The 25,059-nt window shown below is 55.4% G+C and carries 22 protein-coding genes; 10 read left to right on the forward strand and 12 right to left on the reverse strand.

The annotated features are described in order from the left end of the window. Positions 1-36: 36 nt before the first annotated feature. The 3 genes from caiB to caiT all read right to left on the reverse strand — a co-directional run bounded on the left by caiB (position 37) and on the right by caiT (position 4,070). A complete protein-coding gene (caiB, locus tag AC1MKH_RS03530) occupies positions 37-1,257 on the reverse strand; it encodes an L-carnitine CoA-transferase (protein ID WP_276221961.1) in 1,221 nt (406 codons plus the stop codon). Positions 1,258-1,382: 125 nt separating this feature from the next. Beyond that, a complete protein-coding gene (caiA, locus tag AC1MKH_RS03535; RefSeq protein ID WP_327621840.1) occupies positions 1,383-2,525 on the reverse strand; it encodes a crotonobetainyl-CoA dehydrogenase in 1,143 nt (380 codons plus the stop codon). Positions 2,526-2,555: 30 nt separating this feature from the next. Next, positions 2,556-4,070 (reverse strand): L-carnitine/gamma-butyrobetaine antiporter, encoded by a 1,515-nt coding sequence (gene caiT, locus AC1MKH_RS03540; RefSeq protein WP_276221963.1) that lies wholly within the window; start codon positions 4,068-4,070, stop codon positions 2,556-2,558. Between the two features lie 482 nt (positions 4,071-4,552). On the opposite strand from caiT, the gene AC1MKH_RS03545 reads away from it, so the two are divergent. The 9 genes from AC1MKH_RS03545 to folA all read left to right on the forward strand — a co-directional run bounded on the left by AC1MKH_RS03545 (position 4,553) and on the right by folA (position 12,901). After that, positions 4,553-5,326 (forward strand): electron transfer flavoprotein FixA, encoded by a 774-nt coding sequence (locus AC1MKH_RS03545; RefSeq protein WP_015965968.1) that lies wholly within the window; start codon positions 4,553-4,555, stop codon positions 5,324-5,326. Between the two features lie 11 nt (positions 5,327-5,337). Then, positions 5,338-6,279, forward strand: a complete 942-nt coding sequence (locus tag AC1MKH_RS03550; protein WP_276221965.1) for an electron transfer flavoprotein subunit alpha/FixB family protein — start codon at positions 5,338-5,340, stop codon at positions 6,277-6,279. Between the two features lie 51 nt (positions 6,280-6,330). Further along, the gene (locus AC1MKH_RS03555; RefSeq protein WP_276221967.1) at positions 6,331-7,617 is read left to right on the forward strand and encodes an FAD-dependent oxidoreductase; all 1,287 of its coding nucleotides are present in this window, start codon (positions 6,331-6,333) and stop codon (positions 7,615-7,617) included. Then, complete coding sequence (gene fixX, locus AC1MKH_RS03560) at positions 7,614-7,901, forward strand: ferredoxin-like protein FixX (RefSeq protein WP_149463066.1); 288 nt, start codon at positions 7,614-7,616, stop codon at positions 7,899-7,901. The genes AC1MKH_RS03555 and fixX overlap by 4 nt, the downstream gene beginning before the upstream one ends. 123 nt (positions 7,902-8,024) lie before the next feature. Beyond that, positions 8,025-9,356, forward strand: a complete 1,332-nt coding sequence (locus AC1MKH_RS03565; RefSeq protein ID WP_276221972.1) for an MFS transporter — start codon at positions 8,025-8,027, stop codon at positions 9,354-9,356. A 104-nt stretch (positions 9,357-9,460) separates the two neighbouring features. Beyond that, positions 9,461-9,694 carry a YgdI/YgdR family lipoprotein gene (locus tag AC1MKH_RS03570; protein ID WP_276221975.1) on the forward strand — a complete coding sequence of 78 codons (234 nt, stop codon included), beginning with the start codon at positions 9,461-9,463 and terminating at the stop codon, positions 9,692-9,694. A gap of 137 nt (positions 9,695-9,831) precedes the next feature. After that, on the forward strand, positions 9,832-10,362 hold the full coding sequence (gene kefF, locus AC1MKH_RS03575; protein ID WP_276221977.1) for a glutathione-regulated potassium-efflux system oxidoreductase KefF: 531 nt from the start codon (positions 9,832-9,834) through the stop codon (positions 10,360-10,362). Beyond that, positions 10,355-12,223 carry a glutathione-regulated potassium-efflux system protein KefC gene (gene kefC / locus AC1MKH_RS03580; RefSeq protein ID WP_276221979.1) on the forward strand — a complete coding sequence of 623 codons (1,869 nt, stop codon included), beginning with the start codon at positions 10,355-10,357 and terminating at the stop codon, positions 12,221-12,223. Before kefF ends, kefC begins: the two co-directional genes overlap by 8 nt. Positions 12,224-12,421: 198 nt before the next feature. After that, complete coding sequence (folA, locus tag AC1MKH_RS03585; protein WP_276221981.1) at positions 12,422-12,901, forward strand: type 3 dihydrofolate reductase; 480 nt, start codon at positions 12,422-12,424, stop codon at positions 12,899-12,901. 42 nt (positions 12,902-12,943) lie between these two features. Here folA and AC1MKH_RS03590 read toward each other — a convergent pair whose 3' ends face one another. The 7 genes from AC1MKH_RS03590 to lptD are packed head-to-tail and all read right to left on the reverse strand — an operon-like array spanning position 12,944 to position 20,259. Then, a complete protein-coding gene (locus AC1MKH_RS03590; protein ID WP_327621841.1) occupies positions 12,944-13,513 on the reverse strand; it encodes a hypothetical protein in 570 nt (189 codons plus the stop codon). 20 nt (positions 13,514-13,533) lie between these two features. Then, entirely contained in the window at positions 13,534-14,382 is an 849-nt protein-coding gene (apaH, locus tag AC1MKH_RS03595; RefSeq protein WP_276221983.1) for a bis(5'-nucleosyl)-tetraphosphatase (symmetrical) ApaH, read from the reverse strand. A gap of 6 nt (positions 14,383-14,388) precedes the next feature. Then, positions 14,389-14,766 carry a Co2+/Mg2+ efflux protein ApaG gene (gene apaG, locus AC1MKH_RS03600; protein ID WP_276221985.1) on the reverse strand — a complete coding sequence of 126 codons (378 nt, stop codon included), beginning with the start codon at positions 14,764-14,766 and terminating at the stop codon, positions 14,389-14,391. A 3-nt stretch (positions 14,767-14,769) separates the two neighbouring features. Beyond that, entirely contained in the window at positions 14,770-15,591 is an 822-nt protein-coding gene (gene rsmA / locus AC1MKH_RS03605; protein WP_015965957.1) for a 16S rRNA (adenine(1518)-N(6)/adenine(1519)-N(6))-dimethyltransferase RsmA, read from the reverse strand. After that, positions 15,588-16,577, reverse strand: a complete 990-nt coding sequence (gene pdxA / locus AC1MKH_RS03610) for a 4-hydroxythreonine-4-phosphate dehydrogenase PdxA (protein ID WP_276221987.1) — start codon at positions 16,575-16,577, stop codon at positions 15,588-15,590. Before pdxA ends, rsmA begins: the two co-directional genes overlap by 4 nt. Next, complete coding sequence (gene surA / locus AC1MKH_RS03615; protein WP_276221989.1) at positions 16,577-17,863, reverse strand: peptidylprolyl isomerase SurA; 1,287 nt, start codon at positions 17,861-17,863, stop codon at positions 16,577-16,579. Before surA ends, pdxA begins: the two co-directional genes overlap by 1 nt. A gap of 56 nt (positions 17,864-17,919) precedes the next feature. Further along, a complete protein-coding gene (lptD, locus tag AC1MKH_RS03620) occupies positions 17,920-20,259 on the reverse strand; it encodes an LPS assembly protein LptD (RefSeq protein WP_276221991.1) in 2,340 nt (779 codons plus the stop codon). Between the two features lie 184 nt (positions 20,260-20,443). Between lptD and djlA the strand changes: the two genes are divergently transcribed. After that, positions 20,444-21,262, forward strand: a complete 819-nt coding sequence (gene djlA / locus AC1MKH_RS03625; protein ID WP_276221994.1) for a co-chaperone DjlA — start codon at positions 20,444-20,446, stop codon at positions 21,260-21,262. 96 nt (positions 21,263-21,358) lie between these two features. Here djlA and rluA read toward each other — a convergent pair whose 3' ends face one another. After that, positions 21,359-22,018, reverse strand: coding sequence for a bifunctional tRNA pseudouridine(32) synthase/23S rRNA pseudouridine(746) synthase RluA (gene rluA / locus AC1MKH_RS03630; RefSeq protein ID WP_276221997.1), 660 nt, complete (start codon positions 22,016-22,018; stop codon positions 21,359-21,361). Between the two features lie 12 nt (positions 22,019-22,030). Beyond that, entirely contained in the window at positions 22,031-24,937 is a 2,907-nt protein-coding gene (gene rapA / locus AC1MKH_RS03635) for an RNA polymerase-associated protein RapA (RefSeq protein ID WP_276221999.1), read from the reverse strand. Positions 24,938-25,059 lie beyond the last annotated feature (122 nt).

The following is a 25,059-nucleotide window of genomic DNA, read 5'->3' on the forward strand; positions in this document are numbered from 1 at the left end:
TGGTGGTTAGCCGGTGACCCCGGCTAACGCATCCTGTTAATCCTCAACTTTGGCCAGCCCTTTGCCAACCAGTGCCTGAATATCGCCCTCGCTGTAGCCGATATTTTTCAGAATGGCGGCGGTGTCCATGCCGTGCGACGGCATACCACGCCAGATTTTCCCTGGGTTGTTTTTAAATTTCGGCATTACGTTCGGGCCTTTGCAGGTGCGACCGTCCATGGTTTGCCATTCGGTGATGGATTCTCGAGCGACGTACTGTGGGTTGCCTTCCAGTTCAGGGATGGTCAGCACTTTGGCGCAGGCAATATGCAGCTCGGCAAAGCGGGCCTGGACCTCGGCGATCGTGTGCGCCGCCAACCATTCATCAAGCTTCTCTTCTACCAGTGAACCATAGGGACACTCAATGCGATGGATCAACTGTGTGCCTTCTGGTACTTCTGGCGTACCCAGAATGTGCGCGAGACCAATATCTTTAAAGCATTCATTGATTTGTGTGATGCCTACGAGTTCCATCACGATGTAGCCATCGGCGCACTTATAGAGCCCGCAACCGGCGTAGTAGGGGTCTTTCCCTTTGGTCATGCGTGGGCAGATTTCTCCGCCGTTGAAATAGTCCATCATGAAGTACTGGCCCATACGGAGCATGACTTCATACATCGCGATATCAATGCTTTCGCCTTTACCCGTTTCGCGCACTTTATACAGGGCCGCGAGGGCGGAGGTGGTGGCGGTCATCCCCGAGAAATAGTCTGCGGTGTACGGGAACGCGGGCATGGGCTGGTCGACATCACCGTTTTGGATCAGATAGCCGCTAAAGGCCTGAGCGATAGTGTTGTAAGCCGGAAGATTGGTGTACTCCTCTGTTCCGTACTGACCGAAGCCGGAGAGGTGGGCGATAACCAGCTTAGGGTTGTGCTGCCACAGTACTTCGTCGGTGATGCCGCGACGCGCAAAGGCCGGGCCTTTGCTGGCTTCGATAAAGATATCGGTGGTTTCCATTAACTTCAGAAACGCTTCGCGGCCTTCATCTTTGAAAATATTGAGCGACAGCGCGCGCAGGTTGCGGCGCGACAGCTGTGGGTAGTTGGGTTGCACGCGGATGGTGTCGGCCCAGGCGACGTTTTCAATCCAGATAACTTCCGCGCCCCATTCGGCAAACATTTGCCCGGCGAACGGCCCGGCGATTTCAATACCGGAAAAAACCACGCGTAGCCCGGCGAGAGGTCCAAAAGCAGGCATCGGTAAATGAGTGGTCATGATATAGCTCCTGTTGCCGGATGGCGGCTACGCCTTATCCGGCCTACAAAATCACAGGCCCGGGGTAGGTCGGATAAGGCGTAGCCGCCATCCGACATCGAAACCGCACCGGGCATGTTGCCTGGTTAACGATATTGTTTCAGCACGGCACGGCCCAGCGTCAGGATCTGCATTTCATCAGAGCCGCCGGAGACGCGGTCTACGCGCAGGTCACGCCAGAAGCGAGTGATACGGTGGTTACCCGCAATCCCCACGCCGCCGAGTACCTGCATCGCGGTATCTACCACTTCAAAAGCGGCATTGGCGCAGAAATATTTACACATCGCCGCGTCACCAGAAGTAATAGTGCCGTTATCTGCTTTCCAGGCAGCTTCAAACAACATGTTTTTCATGGAGTTAAGCTTGATGGCCATATGGGCAAATTTTTCCTGAATCAGCTGGAAGCGGCCAATGGTTTCGCCAAACTGCACGCGCTGGTTGGCATAGCGGGCGGCGTCTTCGAAGGCGCACATCGCGGTGCCGTAGTTGGTCAGCGCCACCAGGAAACGTTCGTGGTCAAACTCTTCTTTCACGCGGTTGAAACCGTTGCCTTCGCGGCCAAACATGTCTTTTTCTTCCAGCTCAACGTCGTCGAAGGTCAGCTCGCAGCAGCTGTCCATACGCAGGCCGAGTTTTTCCAGCTTGTTGATCTTGATACCCGGTTTGCTCATATCGACGCACCATTCGGTGTAAATCGCTTTGTCCGGGGATGCGCCATCGCGCGCCATCACCACCACGTATGGGGTGTAAGCGCTACTGGTGATGAAGCATTTGCTGCCGTTGAGGTAGACCTTGCCGTTTTTGCGGGTGTAGGTGGTTTTCAGACTGCCGACGTCAGAGCCCGCGCCCGGTTCGGTAATCGCCGAGTTCCACATCTGTTTCCCGGTGCCCTGGAAGGCCATGATCTTATCGATCTGCTCCTGGGTGCCTTCGCGCAGGAAGGTGTTGAAGCCGCCCGGCAATTGATAGAGCACGTAGGTCGGTGCGCCAAGGCGGCCCAGTTCCATCCATACCGCCGCCACGGTGACGAACCCGGCGTCGAGTCCACCGTGTTCTTCCGGCAGCAGCAGGCTGTCGATCCCCATATCGGCCAGCGCTTTCACAAAACGTTCCGGGTAGACGCTGTCGCGATCGCACTCGGTAAAATAGGCTTCCCAGTTTTCACTGGCCATCAGTTCACGAATACCGGCGACAAACAGTTCCTGCTCATCATTCAAATTGAAATCCATCTTCTAACCTCTTAATCGTGTTGGGTTTAATTAGTCTTTCCAGTTCTGCTTCGCGTCTTTGATAAAGGAGAGCGTCACCATGATGTTGACGAAGAACAGCGGGCAGCCGCCGGCGATAATCGCCGTTTGTATTGGTTTGAGGCCGCCAAGTGCCAGCAGGACAATACCGATAACACCGACAAGTACAGACCAGCCGATACGTACCAGCAGCGGCGGTTCTTCACCATCGCGCACTTCGCGACAGGTGGACATCGCCAGGGTGTAGGAGCAGGCGTTAATCAGCGTGACGGTGGCAATAAAGCAGAGGATGAAGAATCCCCACATGGTGGCGGTGCTGAGCGGTAATGCGGCCCAGGTTTCAATGATGGCGCGCGCCACACCGTGTTGTTCAATCAGTTGCGGAATGTTGAGGACGTTTTTATCCATCAACAGCAGGGTGTTGCTGCCAAGGACGGTCCACAAAATCCAGGTCGATGCGGTCAGGCCCAGTACCATACCGAAGCAGAGTTCACGCACGGTACGACCACGGGAAATACGCGCGAGGAAGATACTCATCTGGATAGCGTAAATGACCCACCATGCCCAGTAGAAGACTGTCCAGCCCTGCGGGAAGCCGCCTTTGCCGATCGCGTCGGTATAGAACAGCATGCGCGGCAGATACATCAGGAGCATCCCGACGGAGTCGGTGAAGTAGTTCATGATGAAGCTGGCGCCGCTAACGATGAACACCCAGCCGAGCATCAGGAAACTTAAGTAGCTTCGCACGTCACTGGCGATCCTGACCCCTTTTTGCAGGCCGCAGGCGACGCAGATGGCGTTCAGGATAATCCAGCAGGTGATGATGATGGCGTCGAGTTGCAGCGTATGCGGAATGCCAAACAGCCACTGCATACACTCGGTGACCAGCGGTGTCGCCAGACCCAGACTGGTGCCCATCGCGAAGATTAACGCTACCAGGTAGAAGTTATCGACGATGGTACCGAACAGACCTTTCGCGTGTTTTTCGCCAACCAGCGGCACCAGGGTGGAGCTGGGGCGAATCACGTCCATCTTGCGAACAAAGAAGAAGTAAGCAAACGCCACGGAGAGGAAGCTGTAGGTTGCCCACGGCAGCGGCCCCCAGTGGAACAGGCTATACGCCAGGCCAATCTCTTTCGCCCCGGTCGAGTTAGGCGCAAGCGCGAACGGCGGTGTGGAGATGTAGTAGTAGATTTCGATGGAGCCCCAGAACAGCACGGCAGCTGACGTACAGGAGGCGAACATCATAAAAATCCAGCTGGCGGTACTGAATTCCGGCGGTTCGTTACCGAGTTTCTTTTTAGCGTACGGGCCAAATACCAGCCAGAACCAACCAAACAGCATGACGACCATGTACCATTCAAATGCCCAACCCCAGACATTGGTGACATAGCTAAATACGGCATTAATAACGATGTTCGCCGCGTCAAGATCGCGAACGGTTAGCCAGCAAAGTATTCCAACAATAATTAACGGCGGGAAAAAAACCTTCGGCTCTATTCCTGACTTTCTCTTTTCATTTTTCATGAGTGAATTCCACTGTGAAGACTAAAATTATTTAGCGTTCCCGGTTGTTCCATTTTTTGTCTATTATTGTTAATAATTTATTAATAACTATTTAACCTCAAAGTGGCGTTAGAAAGTAATTCATAATGGGTATTCAAATTCAGGCATTCCGTGATATCTGTCACACTTTTTCGTGTGAGGATGTTTGCGGGGAAATCGATAAATTATCTTTATTAATCATTGGTATATTGGTTCTTTGGTGGCTAAATTAGGCCGTTGTCTTTCAATATTGGTGATCCGCCAAACAATATTGAAAATCTCGCAAATGAGAACCGTGTGTTCAATATTGTTGAGATAGATAACATTATTGAAAGTTGTATTTTTCAGCGTGTGACATTTTCAATATTGGTGATTATTGTTTTATTTCCGAATTAAAGTGCGTGATATCTATATTTACCACCGCCGATATGGACGATGATCCCTTCATGATTTCTGGAGATGCAATGAAGATAATTACTTGCTACAAGTGCGTGCCTGATGAACAGGATATTGCGATCAATAACGCTGATGGTTCATTAGATTTCAGCAAAGCGGATGCGAAGATCAGCCAATACGATCTCAACGCCATCGAAGCCGCTTGCCAGTTAAAACAACAGGCCGCGGACGCTCAGGTGATTGCCATGAGCGTGGGCGGTAAGGCGCTGACCAACGTCAAAGGCCGCAAAGATGTGCTCTCTCGCGGGCCGGATGAACTGGTTGTGGTGATTGACGATCAATTCGAACACGCGCTGCCGCAGCACACTGCCGCCGCGCTGGCCGCCGCGGCACAGAAGTCAGGCTTTGATCTGATTCTGTGCGGTGACGGATCTTCTGACCTTTATGCGCAGCAGGTGAGCCTGCTGGTGGGCGAAACTCTGGGCATCCCGGCGGTGAACGGCGTCAGCAAGATCCTGTCACTTACCGACAACACGCTCACCGTTGAGCGCGAGCTGGAAGATGAAACCGAAACGCTGGCTATCCCGCTGCCGGCGGTTGTGGCCGTCTCAACCGATATCAATACCCCACAGATTCCTTCAATGAAAGCCATTCTGGGTGCGGCGAAAAAACCGGTTCAGGTGTGGTCGCCGGCGGATATTGGCTTCACCGCGCAGGAAAGCACCTCTTCGCAGCAGGTTGCCGCGCCGAAACAGCGCGAGCGTCAGCGCATCATCATTGAAGGTGATGGCGAAGAACAGGTCGCCAAATTTGTCGATCATCTGCGAAAAATCATTAACTAATAGGGGATGTTATGAGCAAGTTTTCCAGTGTCTGGGTATTCAGCGATACCCCTTCTCGCCTGCCGGAACTGATGAGTGGTGCACAGGTATTAGGCGAAAAAATCCATACGTTCACCCTCAGCGACGCGGACAGCGCGCTGGCGTTCCAGTTGGGTGCCAATCAGGTATGGCAGCTGTGTGGCAAGCCGGACGATCGCATGATGGAAGATTATGCGGGCGTGATGGCCGATACCATCCGCCAGCAGGGGGCCAATGGCCTCGTGCTGTTGCCAAACAGCCGTCGCGGTAAATTGCTGGCGGCGAAACTCGGCTTCCGCTTGTCGGCGGCAGTCTCTAACGATGCCAGCGCAGTTGTGGCGCAAGAGGGTAGCGTTGCGGTTAAACACATGGTGTATGGCGGCCTGGCGATTGGCGAAGAGACGATCCGCTCGCCGTTCGCGGTGATGACGCTCAGTAGTGGAACGTTTGATGCCGTACAGCCGAACGCATCGCTCAGCGGTGAGGCGCAGAAAGTTGAGTGGCAAGCCCCTGCGGTAGCGATCGCCCGCACGGCGACGAAGCCGCGCCAGAGCAGCAACGTTGATCTGGACAAAGCACGTCTGGTGGTCAGCGTGGGTCGCGGTATCGGCAGCAAAGAGAATATCCCGCTTGCCGAGGCGCTGTGTCAGGCGATTGGTGCTGAACTGGCCTGTTCTCGCCCGGTCGCGGAAAACGAAAAATGGATGGAGCATGAGCGCTATGTCGGTATCTCCAACCTGATGCTGAAACCGGAGCTCTATCTGGCGGTCGGGATTTCCGGGCAGATCCAGCATATGGTCGGCGCGAACGGTGCGCAGACGATCTGTGCGATCAACAAAGATAAAAACGCGCCGATCTTCCAGTATGCCGATTACGGCATCGTGGGCGATCTGATGAAGATCCTGCCTGAGCTGACCCGCGCGTTAGCCCGCTAGCGCCTCTGTACAGGGCGTTTCGCGCCCTGTCTTCTGACTTCTGGAGTGGTTATGTCTGAAGATATCTTTGATGCCATTATCGTCGGTGCCGGGCTTGCGGGTTCGGTGGCGGCGCTGGTGCTGGCCCGTGAAGGCGCCGATGTGCTGGTTATCGAACGCGGTAACTCTGCGGGCGCGAAAAATGTCACCGGTGGGCGTATTTATGCCCATAGCCTGGAGCGCATCATTCCTGGCTTTGCCGAAATTGCGCCCGTTGAGCGGCGCATCACCCATGAAAAACTCGCCTTTATGACCGAAAAAGGGGCGATGACCATGGACTATCTCAATGCCGACGAGGCGAGCGCGTCGCAGGTCTCTTATTCGGTGTTACGCAGTAAATTTGACGCGTGGCTGATGGCGCAGGCGGAAGAGGCGGGCGCGCAGTTGATCACCGGGATCCGCGTCGATAACGTCGTACAGCGCGACGGCAAAGTGGTCGGCGTTGAAGCCGATGGCGATATCCTCGAAGCGAAGGTGGTGATCCTCGCTGACGGTGTGAATTCTCTGCTGGCGGAAAAACTCGGTATGGCGAAGCGCGTGGATGCCGCCAACGTGGCCGTCGGGGTGAAAGAACTGATCGAACTGCCGAAATCGGTGATTGAAGATCGCTTCCAGCTTCAGGGCAACGAAGGCGCGGCCTGCCTGTTTGCCGGCTCACCGACCGACGGCCTGATGGGCGGCGGGTTCCTCTATACCAATGAAGACACGCTTTCGCTGGGTCTGGTCTGTGGCTTGCACCATCTGAAAGATGCAAAGAAATCCGTGCCGCAAATGCTTGAAGATTTTAAACAGCATCCCGCTGTCGCCCCGCTAATCGCGGGCGGAAAAATGGTGGAATACTCGGCGCACGTGGTACCGGAAGCGGGCATGAATATGCAGCCGGAACTGATCGGTGATGGCGTATTAATCGCCGGTGACGCTGCCGGGATGTGTATGAACCTTGGCTTTACCATTCGCGGTATGGACCTGGCGGTGGCTGCGGGGGAAGCGGCGGCGAAAGCGGTGTTATCCGCGAAACAGAATAATGATTTCAGCCGCAACGGCCTGGCTTCTTATCGCCAGCATCTGGATAACGGCCCGATGCGCGATATGCGCATGTATCAGCGCCTGCCCGCGTTCCTCGATAACCCGCGCATGTTCACGCGTTATCCGGAAATGGTGGTGGGTGTCGCACGCGATCTGTTCACCATCGATGGCAGCGCGCCGGTGCCGATGCGCAAGAAAATCCTTCAGCATGCGAAGAAAGTGGGTTTTATCAATCTGATGAAGGACGGCATTAAAGGAGTGACCGTACTATGACTTCCCCTGTAAACGTCGACGTCAAACTGGGCGTCAATAAATTCAATGTCGATGAAGAAAACCCGCACATCATTTTGAAAACAGACCCCGATAAAGCGGCGCTGGATGTGCTGGTAAAAGCCTGTCCCGCCGGGCTGTATAAAAAGCAGGATGACGGCAGCGTGCGGTTTGATTACGCGGGATGTCTGGAGTGTGGTACCTGCCGCATTCTTGGCCTTGGGACAGCGCTGGAAAAATGGGAATATCCGCGCGGCACATTTGGCGTGGAATTCCGTTATGGGTGAGGTTTGTGCCGGATGGCGGCGACGCCTTATCCGACCGGGAAAAATTAACGAATGCTCTTCAGGAATATGTAGGCCGGGTAAGCGTTAGCGCCATCCGGCAAAAGTAACAAACAGGACACGACCATGCCGCAGCCCAGAAACTTTGATGACATCAAATTCTCCTCTATTCACCGCAGGATCATGCTGTGGGGAAGCGGCGGACCGTTTCTGGATGGCTATGTGCTGGTGATAATCGGCGTTGCGCTGGAACAGCTCACGCCTTTCCTCAAGCTCGATGCCGAATGGATTGGCCTGTTGGGCGCGGCGACGCTGGCGGGGCTGTTCGTCGGCACCACGCTGTTTGGCTACATTTCCGATAAGGTCGGGCGGCGTAAAATGTTCCTGATCGATATCATCGCCATTGGGCTGATATCGGTCGCGACGATGTTTGTCTCTTCGCCCGTCGAGCTGCTGGTGATGCGCGTACTGATTGGCATCGTGATTGGCGCGGATTACCCCATCGCTACTTCCATGATTACCGAGTTTTCCAATACCCGTCAGCGGGCGTTCTCCATCGGTTTTATCGCCGCGATGTGGTATGTCGGCGCGACCTGCGCCAACCTGGTGGGATACTGTTTGTATGACGTCGAAGGCGGCTGGCGCTGGATGCTGGGCAGCGCGTTCATTCCTTGTCTGATCATTCTGATAGGCCGTTTCGACCTGCCAGAATCGCCGCGCTGGCTGCTGCGCAAGGGAAGGGTGGAAGAGTGCCAGCAGATGATGATCAAACTGTTTGGCGAACCCGTCACATTCGATGATGAACCACCGAAAGAGACGCGCTTCCTGCAACTCTTCAATCGCCGTCACTTCCCGTTTGTGCTGTTTGTCGCGGCCATCTGGACCTGTCAGGTGATCCCGATGTTCGCCATCTACACCTTCGGGCCGCAAATCGTCGGCCTGTTGGGCTGGGAGCAGGGCAGAAGCGCGGCGCTCGGCAACGTGGTGATCAGCCTCTTCTTTATGCTGGGCTGTGTGCCAGCGATGTTCTGGCTTAACAGCGTTGGGCGGCGGATGCTGCTCATCGGCAGTTTTTTGATGATGACCCTGGCGCTGGCGTTGCTTGGCGTGGTGTCTAATCTGGGAATTGGGCTGGTGGTGTTCGCGTTTGCGGTGTACGCGTTTTTCTCCGGCGGGCCGGGTATTTTGCAATGGCTCTATCCTAATGAACTTTTCCCAACGGATATCCGCGCATCTGCGGTGGGGGTGATTATGTCGCTGAGCCGGGTGGGAACGATTATCTCGACCTGGGCGCTGCCGGTGTTTATTACCCGCTATGGGATTAACAATGTGATGCTGATTGGCGCGGGAATTTCTTTTATCGGGCTGGCGATTTCCGTGATGTTTGCGCCGGAAACGCGCGGAATGTCGCTGACACAGACGGCAAACATGACGATTCGTGGGAAGTCTGTGTCCTGAAAAGGTGACCTTAGGAGTGTTCTGGTTCTGTTATGTACATCAGCACGTTAGTCTATAGTTAACAATTAATTGACATAATGTGACTGAGAAGCAGGGAGAACACCATGCAAAAACGTATTTTGATTACCTCCATTTTTACCGCCGCAGCACTGTTTACTGTCGCGGGCTGTTCATCGAATCAGTCTGTGAAAACCACCGATGGCCGCACGATTGTGACCGACGGCAAGCCGCAGGTGGACGACGACACCGGGCTGGTCTCCTATGAAAATGCTGAAACCGGCAAAACTGAGCAGATTAACCGCGACCAGGTTAAATCCATGAACGAGCTCAACAACTGATTTTGATTTGACGATGGGTGGCCGCGCCACCCATGTACTTGTCGCGCAACTCCCCCCTAATTGTTCTGTTAGCCAGGCCTCTGGCGGTCTACACTGTTCCTGTTACATAACAATAATGCAGTGATAACAGGCTAAACATGATTCTCATTATTTATGCGCATCCTTATCCGCAGCACTCGCATGCGAATAAGCGAATGCTTGATCAGGTAAGGACGCTGGACGACGTAGAGGTTCGCTCGCTCTACAGCCTCTATCCAGATTTCAATATCGATATCGCCGCGGAGCAGGGCGCGCTTAGCCGTGCCGACCTCATCATCCTTCAACACCCCATGCAATGGTACAGCACGCCGCCGCTGCTTAAGCTGTGGATGGACAAAGTGCTGTCGCACGGCTGGGCCTATGGTCACGGCGGAACCGCGCTGCACGGCAAAAGTATGCTGTGGGCGGTCACCACCGGCGGGGCGGAAAGCCATTTTGAGATTGGCTCACACCCTGGGTTCGATGTGCTGGCGCAGCCGCTGGAAGCGACGGCGATTTACTGCGGCCTGAAGTGGCTGCCGCCGTTTACTCTCCATAGCACCTTTATCTGCGACGAAGAAACGCTGCAGGCGAAGGCGCGTCATTACAAACAGCGTTTGCTGGCCTGGCAGGAGGATAATCGTGGATAACCATACTCTGATTCAGGCGCTGATTTATCTGGGCTCCGCCGCGCTGATTGTGCCGATTGCCGTGCGTCTCGGGCTGGGCTCGGTGCTCGGCTACCTGATTGCCGGTTGCATTATCGGCCCGTGGGGCTTGCGGCTGGTCACTGATGCCGAATCTATCCTGCACTTCGCCGAAATTGGCGTGGTGCTGATGCTGTTTGTCATCGGCCTTGAACTCGACCCGAAACGGTTGTGGAAACTTCGTGCCTCAGTCTTCGGCGGCGGCCTGCTGCAAATGGTGGTGTGCGGCGCGTTGATTGGCCTGTTCTGTATGTTCCTCGGCCTGCGCTGGCAGGTGGCGGAACTGATTGGCATGACGCTGGCGCTCTCTTCCACGGCGATAGCCATGCAGGCAATGAACGAGCGTAATCTGACCGTTTCCCAGGTAGGGCGTAGCGCGTTTGCGGTGCTGTTGTTCCAGGATATCGCGGCAATCCCGCTGGTGGCGATGATCCCGCTGCTGGCAACCAGCGGTGCATCCACCACGTTGGGCGCGTTTGCCTTTTCTGCGCTTAAGGTTGCAGGGGCACTGGTGCTGGTTGTCCTGCTGGGGCGCTACGTCACGCGGCCCGTACTGCGTTTTGTGGCGCGTTCCGGCCTGCGGGAAGTGTTCAGCGCCGTGGCGCTGTTCCTGGTCTTCGGCTTCGGTTTCCTGCTGGAAGAAGTGGGCTTGTCGATGGCGATGGGTGCGTTTCTGGCGGGCGTATTGCTGGCGAGTTCGGAGTATCGACACGCGCTGGAAAGCGATATTGAACCGTTTAAAGGCTTGCTGCTGGGGCTGTTCTTCATTGGCGTCGGCATGTCTATCGACTTCGGTACGCTTATCGATCACCCGCTGCGTATTGTGACGCTGCTGTTTGGCTTCCTGATTATCAAATCGGTCATGCTGTGGCTGATTGCTAAACCGTTGCAGGTTCCGCGCTCTCAGCGCGCCTGGTTTGCGGTGCTGCTGGGGCAGGGGAGTGAATTCGCGTTCGTCGTCTTTGGCGCGGCGCAGATGGCAAACGTGCTGGATGCTGACTGGGCGAAAGCCCTGACGCTGGCGGTTGCCTTGTCGATGGCGGCGACGCCGATTCTGCTGGTGCTGCTGACCCGTATGGAAGCACGCAAAAGCGGTGGCGAGCAGCGTGAAGCCGATCAGATTGATGAAGAGCAGCCGCGCGTGATTATTGCGGGCTTTGGCCGTTATGGTCAGATTACCGGCCGTCTGCTGCTCTCCAGCGGCGTGAAAATGGTGATCCTCGATCACGACCCGGATCACGTCGATACCCTGCGTAAATTCGACATGAAGGTGTTCTACGGCGATGCGACGCGCGTTGATATGCTGGAATCCGCCGGGGCGTCGAAAGCGGAAGTGCTGATTAACGCCATTGACGATCCGCAAACCAGCCTGCAACTGACTGAGCTGGTGAAAGAGCACTTCCCGAACCTGACGATTATCGCCCGCGCCCGCGACGTTGAGCATTACATTCAACTGCGTCAGGCCGGGGTGGAATCGCCGGAACGTGAAACCTTCGAAGGCGCGCTGAAATCGGGCCGCATGGCGCTGGAATCGCTGGGGCTGGGCGCTTACGAGGCGCGTGAACGCGCTGACCTGTTCCGCCGCTTTAACACCCGCATGGTGGAAGAAATGGTGGAAATGGCTGAGAACGATGCATCGACGCGTGCGGCGGTGTTCAAACGCACCAGCGCGATGCTCACGGAAATCATCAATGAAGACCGTAATCATCTGTCGGTTATCCAGCGTCACGGCTGGCAGGGAACGGAAGAGGGCAAACACAGCGGTAACCCCGCAGACGAGCCCGAAATAAAGCCTTCCGCCTGAGCGTAAAAATGTGATGTTAAGCAGGGTTTACGGCTAACTCGCTGTTTCTACTTACCTGTAATGCTGGCGGTCCACTTCACACCCGTGGGCTCGCCAGCAATTCTGAAAATTTTCGTATTCTTTACTCTGCGCCCAGTCGACGAAAGATTATGCTTTCCGTATAGTGGCGACAATTTTTTTGTATCCGGGAAACACTCAATGATCAGTCTGATTGCTGCGCTAGCGGTAGATCGCGTCATCGGCATGGAAAACGCCATGCCCTGGAATCTCCCCGCCGATCTGGCGTGGTTTAAACGCAACACGCTTAACAAACCTGTCGTAATGGGTCGCCTGACCTGGGAATCGATCGGTCGCCCGCTGCCGGGCCGTAAAAACATCGTTATCAGTAGCCAGCCAGGCACCGACGATCGCGTCCAGTGGGTTAAATCTGTGGATGAAGCCATTGCCGCCTGTGGCGATGTCGAAGAAATTATGGTGATTGGCGGCGGCCGCGTTTACGAGCAGTTCCTGCCGAAAGCGCACAAGCTGTATCTGACGCATATTGATGCGGAAGTGGAAGGCGACACGCACTTCCCGGATTACGATCCGGACCAGTGGGAATCTGTATTTAGCGAATTCCACGACGCGGATGAGCAGAATTCACATAGCTACTGTTTTGAGGTGCTGGAACGCCGGTAATTCATTTGACTCGTTCCTGGAAGAGACAGGTTGGTCTGCCAGTTAACGCGCGACCCACTGCTGAATAACGTCAGGAAAGTGTTTTCTGAAGAGTTGAACCCAGACATTTTCATGGAAAAACTCACCGATTATGTCTGGTATTTCAAATAAATAAAGATCATCGGGACTGCTAAGTAGTAGTTCAAGTATTTCTCTGGCGCGCTGCTGCTCACTGGTCAACTTTTCTGGTGGGTAAAGAGTCTGAAGTTCTTTCCATATATCGACGAATCTGGATGCATGATTGTCTGTCAGCCAGACCGCCGACGCCATATCCGTCAGGTTCTGAATGGATTGTTGGGGAACCGGGTAAAAAAAGCCATCGTTGAGCGCCAGAACGATGCAGTCACAGAGAAACGCGATTCGCCTGCGATGCCAGGCTCGCTGTTCCACAAATGCTGGATTATCCGCGTCTTCAATAATTTTCTGTATGGCCATTCTGGCGGAAAGGCCATACAGAGCTGCCTCACCATCGATGACGTGTTCCCGCCTGAATTTTTCATCGCAGTGGGTGCAAAGCTGATGCGGCACTAACTTTGGCTGATTTTGACAGAGCAAACACTGTGTTTCATCCATGAAATACCTCCAGCCATGCCTTATGACGCCACAGCCTCGCCCATTCCGGGATCGATATGTCGATTCGAAGCCTGAGTAAAGTACTGCTTATCTTCCCAGCGCAGACAGGTTAAATCCCCGCCCCAGCAGCATCCTGTATCCAGTGCGTACACGCCTTCCGGTGTACCGCGACCTTCCAGAGACGCCCAGTGGCCAAACACTACGCTGTACTCCTCCGTAACCGGCCCAGGTATCGCAAACCACGGTTTCAGCGGTGCAGGGGCGTTTTCCGGCGCTTCTTTGGTGTACATATCCAGTTGCCCGTTCGGGAAACAGTAGCGCATGCGGGTGAACGCGTTAGTGATAAACCGCAGACGCGCCAGGCCCGTTAACTGTGGCGACCAGTTATTCGGCATATCGCCATACATCGCGTCGAGGAAGAAGGGATACGAGTCGCTCGACAGCACCGCTTCGACGTCGCGAGCGCACTGTTTTGCTGTTTCCATGTCCCATTGCGGGGTGATCCCGGCGTGGGCCATCACCAGCTTCTTCTCTTCATCCACCTGCATCAGCGGCTGACGACGCAGCCAGTTGAGCAGTTCGTCGGCGTCCGGGGCTTCCAGCAGCGCATTAAGCCTGTCTTTGGGCTTATTGCGGCTGATCCCGGCAAACACCGCCAGCAGATGCAGGTCATGATTACCGAGGACGATGCGCACGTCGTCGCCCATCGATTTAACATAGCGCAGCACGTCCAGAGAGCCTGGGCCTCGCGCGACGAGGTCGCCGGTCAGCCACAGCGTGTCTGTCCCAGGGGTAAACTCCACCTGATCGAGCAATGCGATCAACTCATCAAAGCAACCGTGAATGTCGCCAATAAGGTATGTAGCCATGTGTTTTTAATGGATTAGTGTCGGGACAAAGAGACGGAATACGGGAATGTCAATAGAGAACGGTTTGCCGTCGATATCGACCATTTCATAGTGGCCCTGCATGGTGCCAAGCGGGGTTTCGAGTACCGCACCACTGGTGTACTGATATTCGTCACCGGGTGCGATATGCGGCTGGACGCCAACGACGCCCTCGCCCTGTACTTCGGTTTCACGGCCATGGCCGTTGGTGATGAGCCAGTAGCGACCCAGGAGCTGAACCTGAGTTCGCCCGAGATTGCGGATGGTTACCGTGTAGGCGAAGACATAACGCTCTTCGTCCGGTAGAGACTGCGATTCAATGTAAACACTTTGAACCTGGACGCAAACTCGAGGCGAATCAATCATGGTTTAGCTCTCCTTCGGCGGCGCGTTCTCTGCCAGATAGTTGGCCATCTTGCAGTACTGCGCAACAGAGATATTTTCTGCCCGCATCGTCGGGTCGACGCCCAGCTCTGTCAGAACTTCAACGCTGAACAGGTTGCCGAGACTGTTGCGGATCGTTTTACGACGCTGGTTAAACGCCTCTGTGGTGATGCGGCTCAGCACGCGAACGTCTTTCACCGGATACGGCTTGGTGCTATGTGGCACCAGACGCACGACGGCGGAATCGACTTTTGGCGGCGGCGTGAAGGCGCTCGGCGGCACTTCGAGTACCGGGATAACCTGGCAGTAATACTGCGCCATCACCGTTAAACGACCATACGCCTTGCTGTTCGGCCCTGCAACCAGACGGTTAACCACCTCTTTTTGCAACATGAAGTGCATGTCGGCGATCGCATTAGTATAGCTAAACAGGTGGAACATCAGCGGCGTCGAGATGTTATACGGCAGGTTGCCGAATACGCGCAGCGGCTGGCCCAGCGTTTGCGAAAGCTCACCGAAGTTCATGGTCATGGCATCCTGCTGATAAATGGTCAGCTTCGGACCCAGGAACGGGTGGGTTTTCAGACGTGCGGCGAGGTCACGGTCAAGCTCGATGACGGTCATTTCGTCAAGACGTTCGCCAACCGGCTCGGTCAATGCGGCAAGACCCGGGCCGATTTCAACCATCGCCTGGCCTTTCTGCGGATTGATCGCCGAAACGATGCTGTCAATAACGAACTGATCGTTAAGGAAGTTTTGCCCGAAACGTTTACGGGCTAAGTGGCCCTGATGGACTCGATTATTCATTTAGAGTTAACAATCATTTTGATGGCGAGATTAAGCGCCGTAATAAAACTGCCGACCTCTGCTTTTCCGTGACCTGCCAGTTCAAGGGCAGTGCCGTGGTCAACAGAGGTTCGAATAAAGGGTAAACCGAGGGTGATATTCACGCCACGGCCAAAGCCCTGGTATTTTAGCACGGGTAGGCCCTGATCGTGGTACATTGCGAGCACCGCGTCGGCATTATCAAGATACTTAGGCTGGAAAAGGGTATCGGCAGGCAGCGGCCCGCTCAGATTCATTCCTTTCGCGCGCAGCGTATTCAGCACCGGGATAATGGTATCTATCTCTTCCGTGCCCATATGGCCGCCTTCGCCCGCGTGCGGGTTGAGGCCACAAACCAGAATATGCGGCGTAGCGAGGCCAAATTTGGTTTGCAGATCGTGATGCAGAATGGTGATCACTTCGTCGAGCAAATCGACCGTGATCGCATCGCTCACGTCCTTTAACGGCAGATGCGTCGTCGCCAGCGCCACGCGAAGTTCTTCCGTCGCCAGCATCATCACCACTTTCGGCGCGTGTGAGCGCTCTTCAAAGAACTCCGTATGCCCGGTAAAGGGCACGCCCGCGTCGTTGATGATGCCTTTGTGCACCGGCCCGGTAATCAGGGCGGCAAATTCGCCACTCAGACAGCCGTCACAGGCGCGTTCCAGCGTATCCACCACATAGTGACCGTTCTGCACGTTAAGCTCGCCTGGCGTCACTGGCGCGCGTAGCGGCACAGAGAGCAGGGTGAGTGTACCGGCGCGTTGCGGTTGGGCGGATTCGTCAGGGGAGTAAGGCAGAAGAGAAAGCGGAAGGCCGAGGAGAGCGGCTCGCTCACTGAGGAGTGCGCCATCGGCGCACACCACCAGTTCAACGGGCCAATCGCGCTGGGCGAGCTGGATAACCAGATCCGGACCAATCCCGGCGGGTTCGCCGGGCGTGATCACCACACGATGGGTTGTCGTCATTAGTTGCTCAGAATTTTGACATAGGCGCTGGCGCGTTGTTCCTGCATCCAGGTTGCCGCTTCTTCAGAGAACTTACGGTTCATCAGCATGCGGTACGCTTTGTCTTTCTGCGCGGCATCGGTGCGGTCAACCTTACGGGTGTCCAGCAACTCAATCAGGTGCCAGCCGAAGGAAGAGTGAACCGGGGCGCTCATCTGGCCTTTGTTCAGTTTCATCAGCGCATCGCGGAACGCAGGATCGTACATATCCGGCGTTGCCCAACCTAAATCACCGCCCTGGTTAGCAGAACCTGGGTCCTGAGACAGCTCTTTTGCCGCTTTATCGAAGGTGGTTTTACCGCTACGAATATCAGCAATAACCTCTTCCAGCTTCGCGCGCGCCTGCTCGTCGGTCATGATCGGCGACGGTTTCAGCAGGATGTGGCGAGAGTGAACTTCGGTCACGGAGATGCTCTGAGAGCCGCCACGCATATCGTTGATTTTCAGGATATGGAAGCCGACGCCGGAGCGGATCGGGCCGACGATATCGCCTTTTTTAGCGGTAGTCAGCGCCTGCGCGAAGATGCCCGGCAGTTCCTGAATGCGGCCCCAGCCCATCTGGCCGCCTTTCAGCGCCTGCTGGTCAGCAGAGTAGGAGATAGCGAGTTTGCCAAAATCAGCACCGCCGCGCGCCTGCTCAACGATAGACTCCGCCTGGCTCTGCGCTTCGTTCACCTGGTCAGAAGACGGGTTTTCCGGCAGCGGGATCAGGATGTGGCTCAGATTCAGTTCAGTGCTGGCATCGTTCTGGTCGCCAATCTGGCTTGCCAGCGCGTCCACTTCCTGCGGCAGGACGGAAACGCGACGACGCACTTCGTTGTTACGCACTTCAGAGATGATCATCTCTTTGCGGATCTGGCTGCGATAGGTGCTGTAGTTCAGGCCATCGTAAGCCAGACGGCTGCGCATCTGATCGGTTGTCATGTTGTTCTGCTTCGCGATGTTGGCGATAGCTTGATCCAACTGATCGTCAGAAATTTTAACGCCCATTTTCTGACCCATCTGCAGCATGATCTGGTCCATGATCAGACGTTCCAGGATCTGGTGGCGCAGAGTTGCGTCGTCCGGCAGTTGTTGCCCCGCCTGGCCCGCGTTGAGCTTGACGGATTGCATCAGACCGTTGACGTCGCTCTCAAGTACGACACCATTGTTTACGACGGCTGCTACTTTATCGACAACCTGTGGGGCGGCGAAACTGGTATTCGCGACTAACGCGATACCAAGAAGCAGCGTTTTCCAGTTCTTCATACTTTTTCCATTTCAATTAACAAACCGCTCGGCGGCTTAAGTTTCTGTCAGTGTCGTTACAATGAGTTCTGGTACGGCAGTATGTTCGAACGCAGCATCTGCTGGGTACCCAGTCCATAGTTCGAACTCAATCCACGAAGCTCAATATTAAAGCCGATTACGTTGTCGTAGACGGCGTGATCTTTCGCCCCTTCGTTATCCCAGCCGTTCAGCTTACGTTCGTAGCCGACACGGATGGCATAGCAGCAGGAGTTATACTGCACGCCCAGCATTTGATCGGCCGGTTTGTGACTGTTGGTGTCGAAGTAATACGCGCCCACAACAGACCAGCGATCGGCGATCGGCCAACTGGCTACGCCGCCCACCTGCGAAATCCCGTTCTTATACTGCTCTGACGTCGAGTAGTTAGACGGCAATGTCGCCTGGATATATTCCGGGCTGGCGTAACGGTAGCTCAACTGGACTAAACGGTCCTGGTCACGGCGATACTCAAGGGTGGTGCTGCTGGTGGAGATGTTATCCAGACGTTTGTCGTACTGGATGCCGCCACGCAGGCCCCAACGGTCGGTCAGACGTAAATAGGTGTCTCCCGCCCACACCAACGAACCGGTGTTGTCATCATTTTGCCAGGTCGTTGTATCATCACCGGTACGAGACTCGGTGAAATAGTAGATTTGACCAACAGAAACGTTAAAACGTTCAATAGCCGATTCATCATATACGCGAGATGTGAGGCCGGTCGTCACCTGGTTGGCTGACGCAATGCGGTCAAGGCCGCCGTAGGTACGGTCACGGAACAGCCCGCTGTAATCGGATTGCAGCAGCGAAGAGTCGTAGTTGTAGATGTTGCTCTGATCGCGATAAGGCACGTACAGGTACTGCGCGCGCGGTTCCAGCGTCTGGGTATAGCCCGCAGACCAGTCCATATCGCGCTCAAACACCATCTTGCCGTCGACTTTAAACTGCGGCATCGTGCGGTTTACCGAGTCATCGTACTGGGTGTTTTCAACGTTCTTTTGCTGATAATGAGTCGCTAACAGCTTCGCTTCAGTGTTCAGACTCCCCCAGCCGTTAGACAGCGGCAGGTTGATTGTCGGCTCAAGGTGCAGACGCGTCGCTTCCGGACGATTGCTGTTGGTGTTAACGAAATTCACCGCCTGGCCATAGATACGCGTATCAAACGGCCCAACATCGTTCTGATAGAAGTTCACATCCAACTGCGGCTCAGCAGAGTAGGAGTTACTGTTGTTACGGTCGAAGACCTGGAACTGTTTCGTTGACACGGTGGCGTCGAAGTTCTGCACCGCATAGCCAACGCTGAATTTTTGCGTCGCGTAGCCGTCGGTACTGGAACCGTATTTGGAGTCAAAGTCGTTGAAGTAGTTCGGGTCGCTGACTTTGGTGTAGTCGACGTTGAAGCGCCACACCTGATCCAGCACGCCCGCATGACGCCAGTAGAACATCCAACGACGGCTGTTATCGTCATCCGGGTGCTCATCGCTATAGACTTTATCCGATGGCAGGTAGTCGAGTTCCATCAAACCCGCGCCCGCTTTGGTCAGATAGCGGAATTCGTTCTCCCACATGATGCCGCCACGCCGGTGCATATAGTGCGGCGTGATGGTCGCATCCATGTTCGGCGCGATGTTCCAGTAGTAAGGCAAATAGAACTCAAAGTAGTTCTTCGTGCTGTACCGGGCATTGGGGATCAGGAAACCGGACCGACGCTTATCGCCGATCGGTAACTGTAAATAAGGGCTATAAAAGACCGGAACCGGACCCACTTTAAAACGGGCGTTCCAGATTTCCGCAACTTCTTCTTCACGGTCCTGGATGACTTCAGAACCGACAACGCTCCAGGTATTTGAACCCGGCAGACACGACGTGAAGGTACCGTTTTCCAGAATGGTATAACGGTTTTCGCCGCGCTGTTTCATCAGATCCGCTGTCCCGCGGCCCTGACGACCCACCATCTGGTAATCACCTTCCCAGACGTTGGTATCTTTCGTATTGAGATTCGACCAGGCTTTCGGACCTTTCAGGATCACCTGGTTATCGTCATAGTGTACATTACCGAGGGCATCAACCGTGCGCACGGGCGCCGTCTGGCCTTCAGGCTGTTTTTGATGAAGCTGAACTTCATCGGCCTGCAAGCGGCTATTTCCCTGGTTGATATCGACGTTGCCGGTAAACACCGCGTCATCAGGGTAGTTCCCTTTTGCGTGATCGGCGTTTATCGTGACAGGCAGATCGTTAGTCTCGCCTTTCACTAATGGACGGTCGTAGCTCGGCACGCCCAGCATACATTGCGAAGCGAGATCGGCAGCCATGCCCTGCTGGCTGTACAAGGCACTGGCAATCATAGTCGCCAGGAGGGTGGGAATACGTTTTTTCATACGTTGTATTTGTTGTTCCGTCATCTATAGCATTGCGGCTTGCAAACGGTCAGAGACTAACGTACTCAACGGCTTGACGCTAGTACTTATCCTGCCCGTCCCGGCCAGAGGTGTTAGGCACGGCATTGAATGACGGGTATGATAATGCATATTTTAGCCGCTGGCATGACGATTTGGGGAGTATATGCAGTATTGGGGTAAAGTGATTGGTGTGGCCATCGCCTTAATGATGGGTGGCGGGTTCTGGGGCGTAGTCCTCGGATTGCTCGTGGGCCACATGTTTGACAAGGCGCGCAGCCGCCGGATGAACTGGTTTGCGAATCAACAGGAGCGTCAGTCTCTCTTTTTTGCCACCACCTTTGAAGTCATGGGACACCTGACCAAATCGAAAGGGCGTGTCACGGAAGCGGATATTCATATCGCCAGTCTGTTAATGGACAGAATGAACCTGCACGGCGCTTCTCGCACCGCGGCACAGCAGGCGTTCCGCGTGGGCAAATCAGATAACTACCCGTTGCGCGAAAAAATGCGTCAGTTCCGTAGCGTCTGCTTTGGTCGTTTTGATCTGATTAGGATGTTTCTTGAAATTCAGATTCAGGCGGCGTTTGCCGACGGTTCACTGCATCCGAACGAACGCGATGTACTGTATGTGATTGCCGAGGAACTCGGGATTTCGCGCGCGCAGTTCGATCAGTTCCTGCGCATGATGCAGGGCGGGGCGCAGTTTGGCGGCGGTTATCAGCAGCAGTCGCAAGGCGCAGGCGGCTGGCAACAGGCGCAGCGCGGCCCGACGCTGGAAGATGCCTGCAACGTGCTCGGCGTGAAAAGCACCGACGATGCGACGACCATCAAACGTGCGTACCGCAAGCTGATGAGCGAACATCACCCCGATAAGCTGGTGGCGAAAGGTTTACCACCCGAAATGATGGAGATGGCGAAGCAGAAGGCGCAGGAAATCCAGAGTGCGTACGAGCTGATTAAGGAACAGAAAGGGTTTAAGTAACGTGCGATCATTGCCGGATGCGGCGTAAACGCCTTATCCGGCCTACCGTACCTCGTAGGCCGGGCAAGCGAAGCGCCCCCGGCATGCACTACTGCCTCAAAAATCCACCGGTGCTTTAAACGTCATACTGTTGCCAAACTCAGGATGCGTAATGGTCAGCGTCTGCGCATGCAGCAGCAGGCGCGGAGCCATCGCCAGCGCTTCGGGCGTCGCGTAAAAACGGTCGCCCAGAATCGGATGCCCTAACGCTAGCATGTGCACGCGCAACTGGTGCGAACGCCCGGTAATCGGCTTTAACAGCACGCGGGCGGTGTTATCGTCCGCGTACTCCAGCACTTCATACTCCGTTTGCGCCGCTTTGCCGGTTTCATAACACACCTTCTGCTTTGGCCGGTTCGGCCAGTCGCAAACCAGCGGTAAATCCACCAGACCCTCTTGCGGTTTAGGGTGTCCCCAAACGCGCGCTACGTACTGCTTTTTCGGCTCACGCTCGCGGAACTGACGTTTGAGCTCGCGCTCAGCCGCTTTGGTCAGGGCCACCACAATCACCCCGCTGGTCGCCATATCCAGACGATGGACGGATTCGGCCTGCGGATAGTCGCGCTGCACGCGCAGCATCACGCTGTCTTTATGCTCTTCCTGACGGCCCGGCACGGACAACAAGCCGCTTGGCTTGTTGACCACCATAATGTGCTCGTCCTGATAGAGAATAACCAGCCACGGGTCCTGCGGCGGATTGTAGTTTTCCATTCCCATAGCGGGCTCCTGTTACTGGTGCGTCACGACGATCAGACGCAACGCATCCAGACGCCAGCCAGCCTGCGACAGGCTCTCCATCACCTGCTGGCGGTTGCTTTCAATAGCGGAAAGCTCGTCATCACGAATGTTCGGGTTCACCGCTTTCAGGGCTTCCAGACGCGACAGTTCGGCACTCAGTTTTTCATCGGCTTCACTGCGAGCAGAATCGATCAGCGCCTGCGCGGCTTTGGCAATCTGGCCTTCACCCAGTTGCAGAATCGCGTGAACGTCCTGCTGTACGGCGTTAACCAGCTTGCTGCCCGTGTGGCGGTTAACCGCGCTCAACTGGCGGTTGAAGGTTTCAAACTCCACCTGAGCCGCCAGGTTGGTGCCATTTTTATCCAGCAGCATGCGTACTGGCGTTGGCGGCAGGAAGCGGTTGAGCTGCAGTTGTTTCGGCGCATTGGCTTCCACGACGTAAATCAGTTCAACCAGCAGCGTACCGACCGGCAGCGCTTTGTTTTTCAGCAGAGAAATCGTGCTGCTGCCCGTATCGCCGGAGAGGATCAGATCCAGGCCGTTGTGGATAATCGGGTGTTCCCAGGTGAGGAACTGCGCGTCTTCACGGGAAAGCGCAATATCACGCTCGAAGGTCACCGTACAGCCATCTTCCGGCAGTCCAGGGAAATCCGGCACCAGCATATGGTCGGACGGCGTCAGGACAATCAGGTTTTCGCCACGATCGTCCTGGTTGATACCGACGATATCAAACAGGTTCATGGCGAAGGCGATCAGGTTGGTATCGTCATCCTGCTCTTCAATGCTTTCGGCCAGCGCCTGCGCTTTCTCGCCGCCGTTGGAGTGGATTTCCAGCAGACGGTCGCGGCCCTGTTCCAGCTGTGCTTTCAGCGCGTCATGCTGTTCGCGACAAGTTTTAATCAGCTCATCAAAGCCTTCACTGTTTTCCGGCGCGGCTAAGTAGTTGATCAATTGATCGTGCACGCTGTCATAGATGGTGCGACCGGTCGGGCAGGTATGCTCGAACGCGTCCAGACCTTCATGGAACCAGCGAACCAGCACGGACTGTGCGGTGCGTTCCAGATACGGCACGTGGATTTGAATATCGTGCGCCTGACCGATACGGTCCAGACGACCAATACGCTGTTCCAGCAGGTCCGGGTTGAACGGCAGGTCGAACATCACCAGATTGCTGGCAAACTGGAAGTTACGCCCTTCAGAACCGATTTCAGAGCACAGCAGCACCTGAGCACCGCTGTCTTCTTCACCAAACCAGGCCGCTGCGCGGTCGCGTTCAATGATCGACATCCCTTCATGGAACACGGCGGCGCGGATACCCTCGCGCTCGCGCAGAACCTGTTCCAGCTGTAGCGCGGTGGCGGCTTTGGCACAAATCACCAGCACTTTCTGCGAGCGGTGGCTGGTCAGGTAGCCCATCAACCATTCCACGCGCGGGTCGAAGTTCCACCAGGTGCCGGTATCGCCTTCAAATTCCTGATAAATCTGTTCCGGGTAAAGCATATCGCGAGCGCGCTCTTCCGCACTCTTACGCGCGCCCATAATGCCGGAGACTTTAATCGCGGTTTGATACTGCGTTGGCAGCGGCAGTTTGATGGTGTGCAGCTCGCGTTTCGGGAACCCCTTCACGCCGTTACGGGTGTTACGGAACAGCACGCGGCTGGTGCCGTGGCGGTCCATCAGCATGCTGATCAGTTCCTGGCGCGCGGCTTCAGCGCCGTCGCGGTCGCTGTTCGCTGTTTGCAGCAGGGCTTCGATATCCTGCTCGCCAATCAGCTCGCCCAGGGTGTTCAGCTCATCGTTGCTGAGCTTGTTTCCCGCCAGCAGCAGCGCGACCGCGTCGGCTACCGGGCGATAGTTTTTCTGTTCTTCGACAAACTGCTCAAAATCGTGGAAGCGGTTCGGGTCGAGCAGGCGCAGACGCGCAAAGTGGCTCTCCATCCCCAGCTGTTCCGGCGTTGCGGTCAGCAGCAGGACGCCCGGCACGCGTTCCGCCAGCTGTTCGATGCACTGATATTCACGGCTTGGCGCGTCTTCGCTCCACACCAGGTGATGCGCTTCATCGACCACCATGATGTCCCATTCGGCGTCACACAAATGCTCCAGGCGTTGCTTGTTGCGGCGCACGAAGTCCAGCGAGCAAATGACCAGCTGTTCGGTTTCAAACGGGTTATAGGCGTCGTGCTGCGCTTCGGCGTAGCGCTCATCGTCAAACAGCGCAAAGCGCAGGTTGAAGCGGCGCAGCATCTCAACCAGCCACTGGTGCTGGAGGGTTTCCGGCACGATGATCAACACGCGCTGGGCCGCGCCAGAGAGCAACTGCTGATGCAGGATCATCCCGGCTTCGATGGTTTTACCTAAACCCACTTCATCGGCCAGCAGCACGCGCGGCGCGTGGCGGCGACCCACATCGTGGGCGATGTTGAGCTGGTGAGGGATCAGGCTGGTACGCTGACCACGCAGGCCGCTGTACGGCATGCGGTACTGTTCGCTCTGATATTTACGCGCACGGTAACGCAGGGCAAAGCGATCCATACGGTCGATTTGCCCGGCAAACAGGCGGTCCTGGGGTTTACTGAAAACCAGTTTGCTGTCGAGCAGCACTTCACGCAGCACGACATTGGCTTCTTCAGTATCCAGACGGGTGCCGACATAGGCCAGCAGGCCTTTTTCTTCAATAACTTCATCAACGTGCAACTGCCAGCCATCATGGCTGGTAATCGTGTCGCCAGGATTGAACATCACGCGGGTCACGGGGGAGTCGCTTCGGGCATACAGACGGTTCTCTCCGGTAGCCGGAAAGAGCAGGGTGACGGTGCGTGCATCCATTGCAACTACAGTACCAAGTCCCAGTTCGCTTTCTGTATCGCTGATCCAGCGTTGACCAAGTGTAAAAGGCATAAGTGTTCGGCTCTATCTCTTTGTAAATTGCAGGCAATACCCATCCACCGCCTGAAGGAGAGGCGGCGAATGAATGAGGTCCAGGAATGGAAAGGGCGCTATGGTACTGGATGGCGCGGCGT

The sequence above is a fragment of the Pseudocitrobacter sp. CD920760 genome (assembly GCF_057782505.1).

What these genes read in the sequence shown, in the direction of transcription:
- caiB (WP_276221961.1), bottom strand. Translation starts at nt 1,257, where the DNA reads ATGACCACTCATTTACCGATGCCTGCTTTTGGACCTCTCGCCGGGCTA.
- caiA (WP_327621840.1), bottom strand. Translation starts at nt 2,525, where the DNA reads ATGGATTTCAATTTGAATGATGAGCAGGAACTGTTTGTCGCCGGTATT.
- caiT (WP_276221963.1), bottom strand. Translation starts at nt 4,070, where the DNA reads ATGAAAAATGAAAAGAGAAAGTCAGGAATAGAGCCGAAGGTTTTTTTC.
- AC1MKH_RS03545 (WP_015965968.1), top strand. Translation starts at nt 4,553, where the DNA reads ATGAAGATAATTACTTGCTACAAGTGCGTGCCTGATGAACAGGATATT.
- AC1MKH_RS03550 (WP_276221965.1), top strand. Translation starts at nt 5,338, where the DNA reads ATGAGCAAGTTTTCCAGTGTCTGGGTATTCAGCGATACCCCTTCTCGC.
- AC1MKH_RS03555 (WP_276221967.1), top strand. Translation starts at nt 6,331, where the DNA reads ATGTCTGAAGATATCTTTGATGCCATTATCGTCGGTGCCGGGCTTGCG.
- fixX (WP_149463066.1), top strand. Translation starts at nt 7,614, where the DNA reads ATGACTTCCCCTGTAAACGTCGACGTCAAACTGGGCGTCAATAAATTC.
- AC1MKH_RS03565 (WP_276221972.1), top strand. Translation starts at nt 8,025, where the DNA reads ATGCCGCAGCCCAGAAACTTTGATGACATCAAATTCTCCTCTATTCAC.
- AC1MKH_RS03570 (WP_276221975.1), top strand. Translation starts at nt 9,461, where the DNA reads ATGCAAAAACGTATTTTGATTACCTCCATTTTTACCGCCGCAGCACTG.
- kefF (WP_276221977.1), top strand. Translation starts at nt 9,832, where the DNA reads ATGATTCTCATTATTTATGCGCATCCTTATCCGCAGCACTCGCATGCG.
- folA (WP_276221981.1), top strand. Translation starts at nt 12,422, where the DNA reads ATGATCAGTCTGATTGCTGCGCTAGCGGTAGATCGCGTCATCGGCATG.
- AC1MKH_RS03590 (WP_327621841.1), bottom strand. Translation starts at nt 13,513, where the DNA reads ATGGATGAAACACAGTGTTTGCTCTGTCAAAATCAGCCAAAGTTAGTG.
- apaH (WP_276221983.1), bottom strand. Translation starts at nt 14,382, where the DNA reads ATGGCTACATACCTTATTGGCGACATTCACGGTTGCTTTGATGAGTTG.
- apaG (WP_276221985.1), bottom strand. Translation starts at nt 14,766, where the DNA reads ATGATTGATTCGCCTCGAGTTTGCGTCCAGGTTCAAAGTGTTTACATT.
- rsmA (WP_015965957.1), bottom strand. Translation starts at nt 15,591, where the DNA reads ATGAATAATCGAGTCCATCAGGGCCACTTAGCCCGTAAACGTTTCGGG.
- pdxA (WP_276221987.1), bottom strand. Translation starts at nt 16,577, where the DNA reads ATGACGACAACCCATCGTGTGGTGATCACGCCCGGCGAACCCGCCGGG.
- surA (WP_276221989.1), bottom strand. Translation starts at nt 17,863, where the DNA reads ATGAAGAACTGGAAAACGCTGCTTCTTGGTATCGCGTTAGTCGCGAAT.
- lptD (WP_276221991.1), bottom strand. Translation starts at nt 20,259, where the DNA reads ATGAAAAAACGTATTCCCACCCTCCTGGCGACTATGATTGCCAGTGCC.
- djlA (WP_276221994.1), top strand. Translation starts at nt 20,444, where the DNA reads ATGCAGTATTGGGGTAAAGTGATTGGTGTGGCCATCGCCTTAATGATG.
- rluA (WP_276221997.1), bottom strand. Translation starts at nt 22,018, where the DNA reads ATGGGAATGGAAAACTACAATCCGCCGCAGGACCCGTGGCTGGTTATT.
- rapA (WP_276221999.1), bottom strand. Translation starts at nt 24,937, where the DNA reads ATGCCTTTTACACTTGGTCAACGCTGGATCAGCGATACAGAAAGCGAA.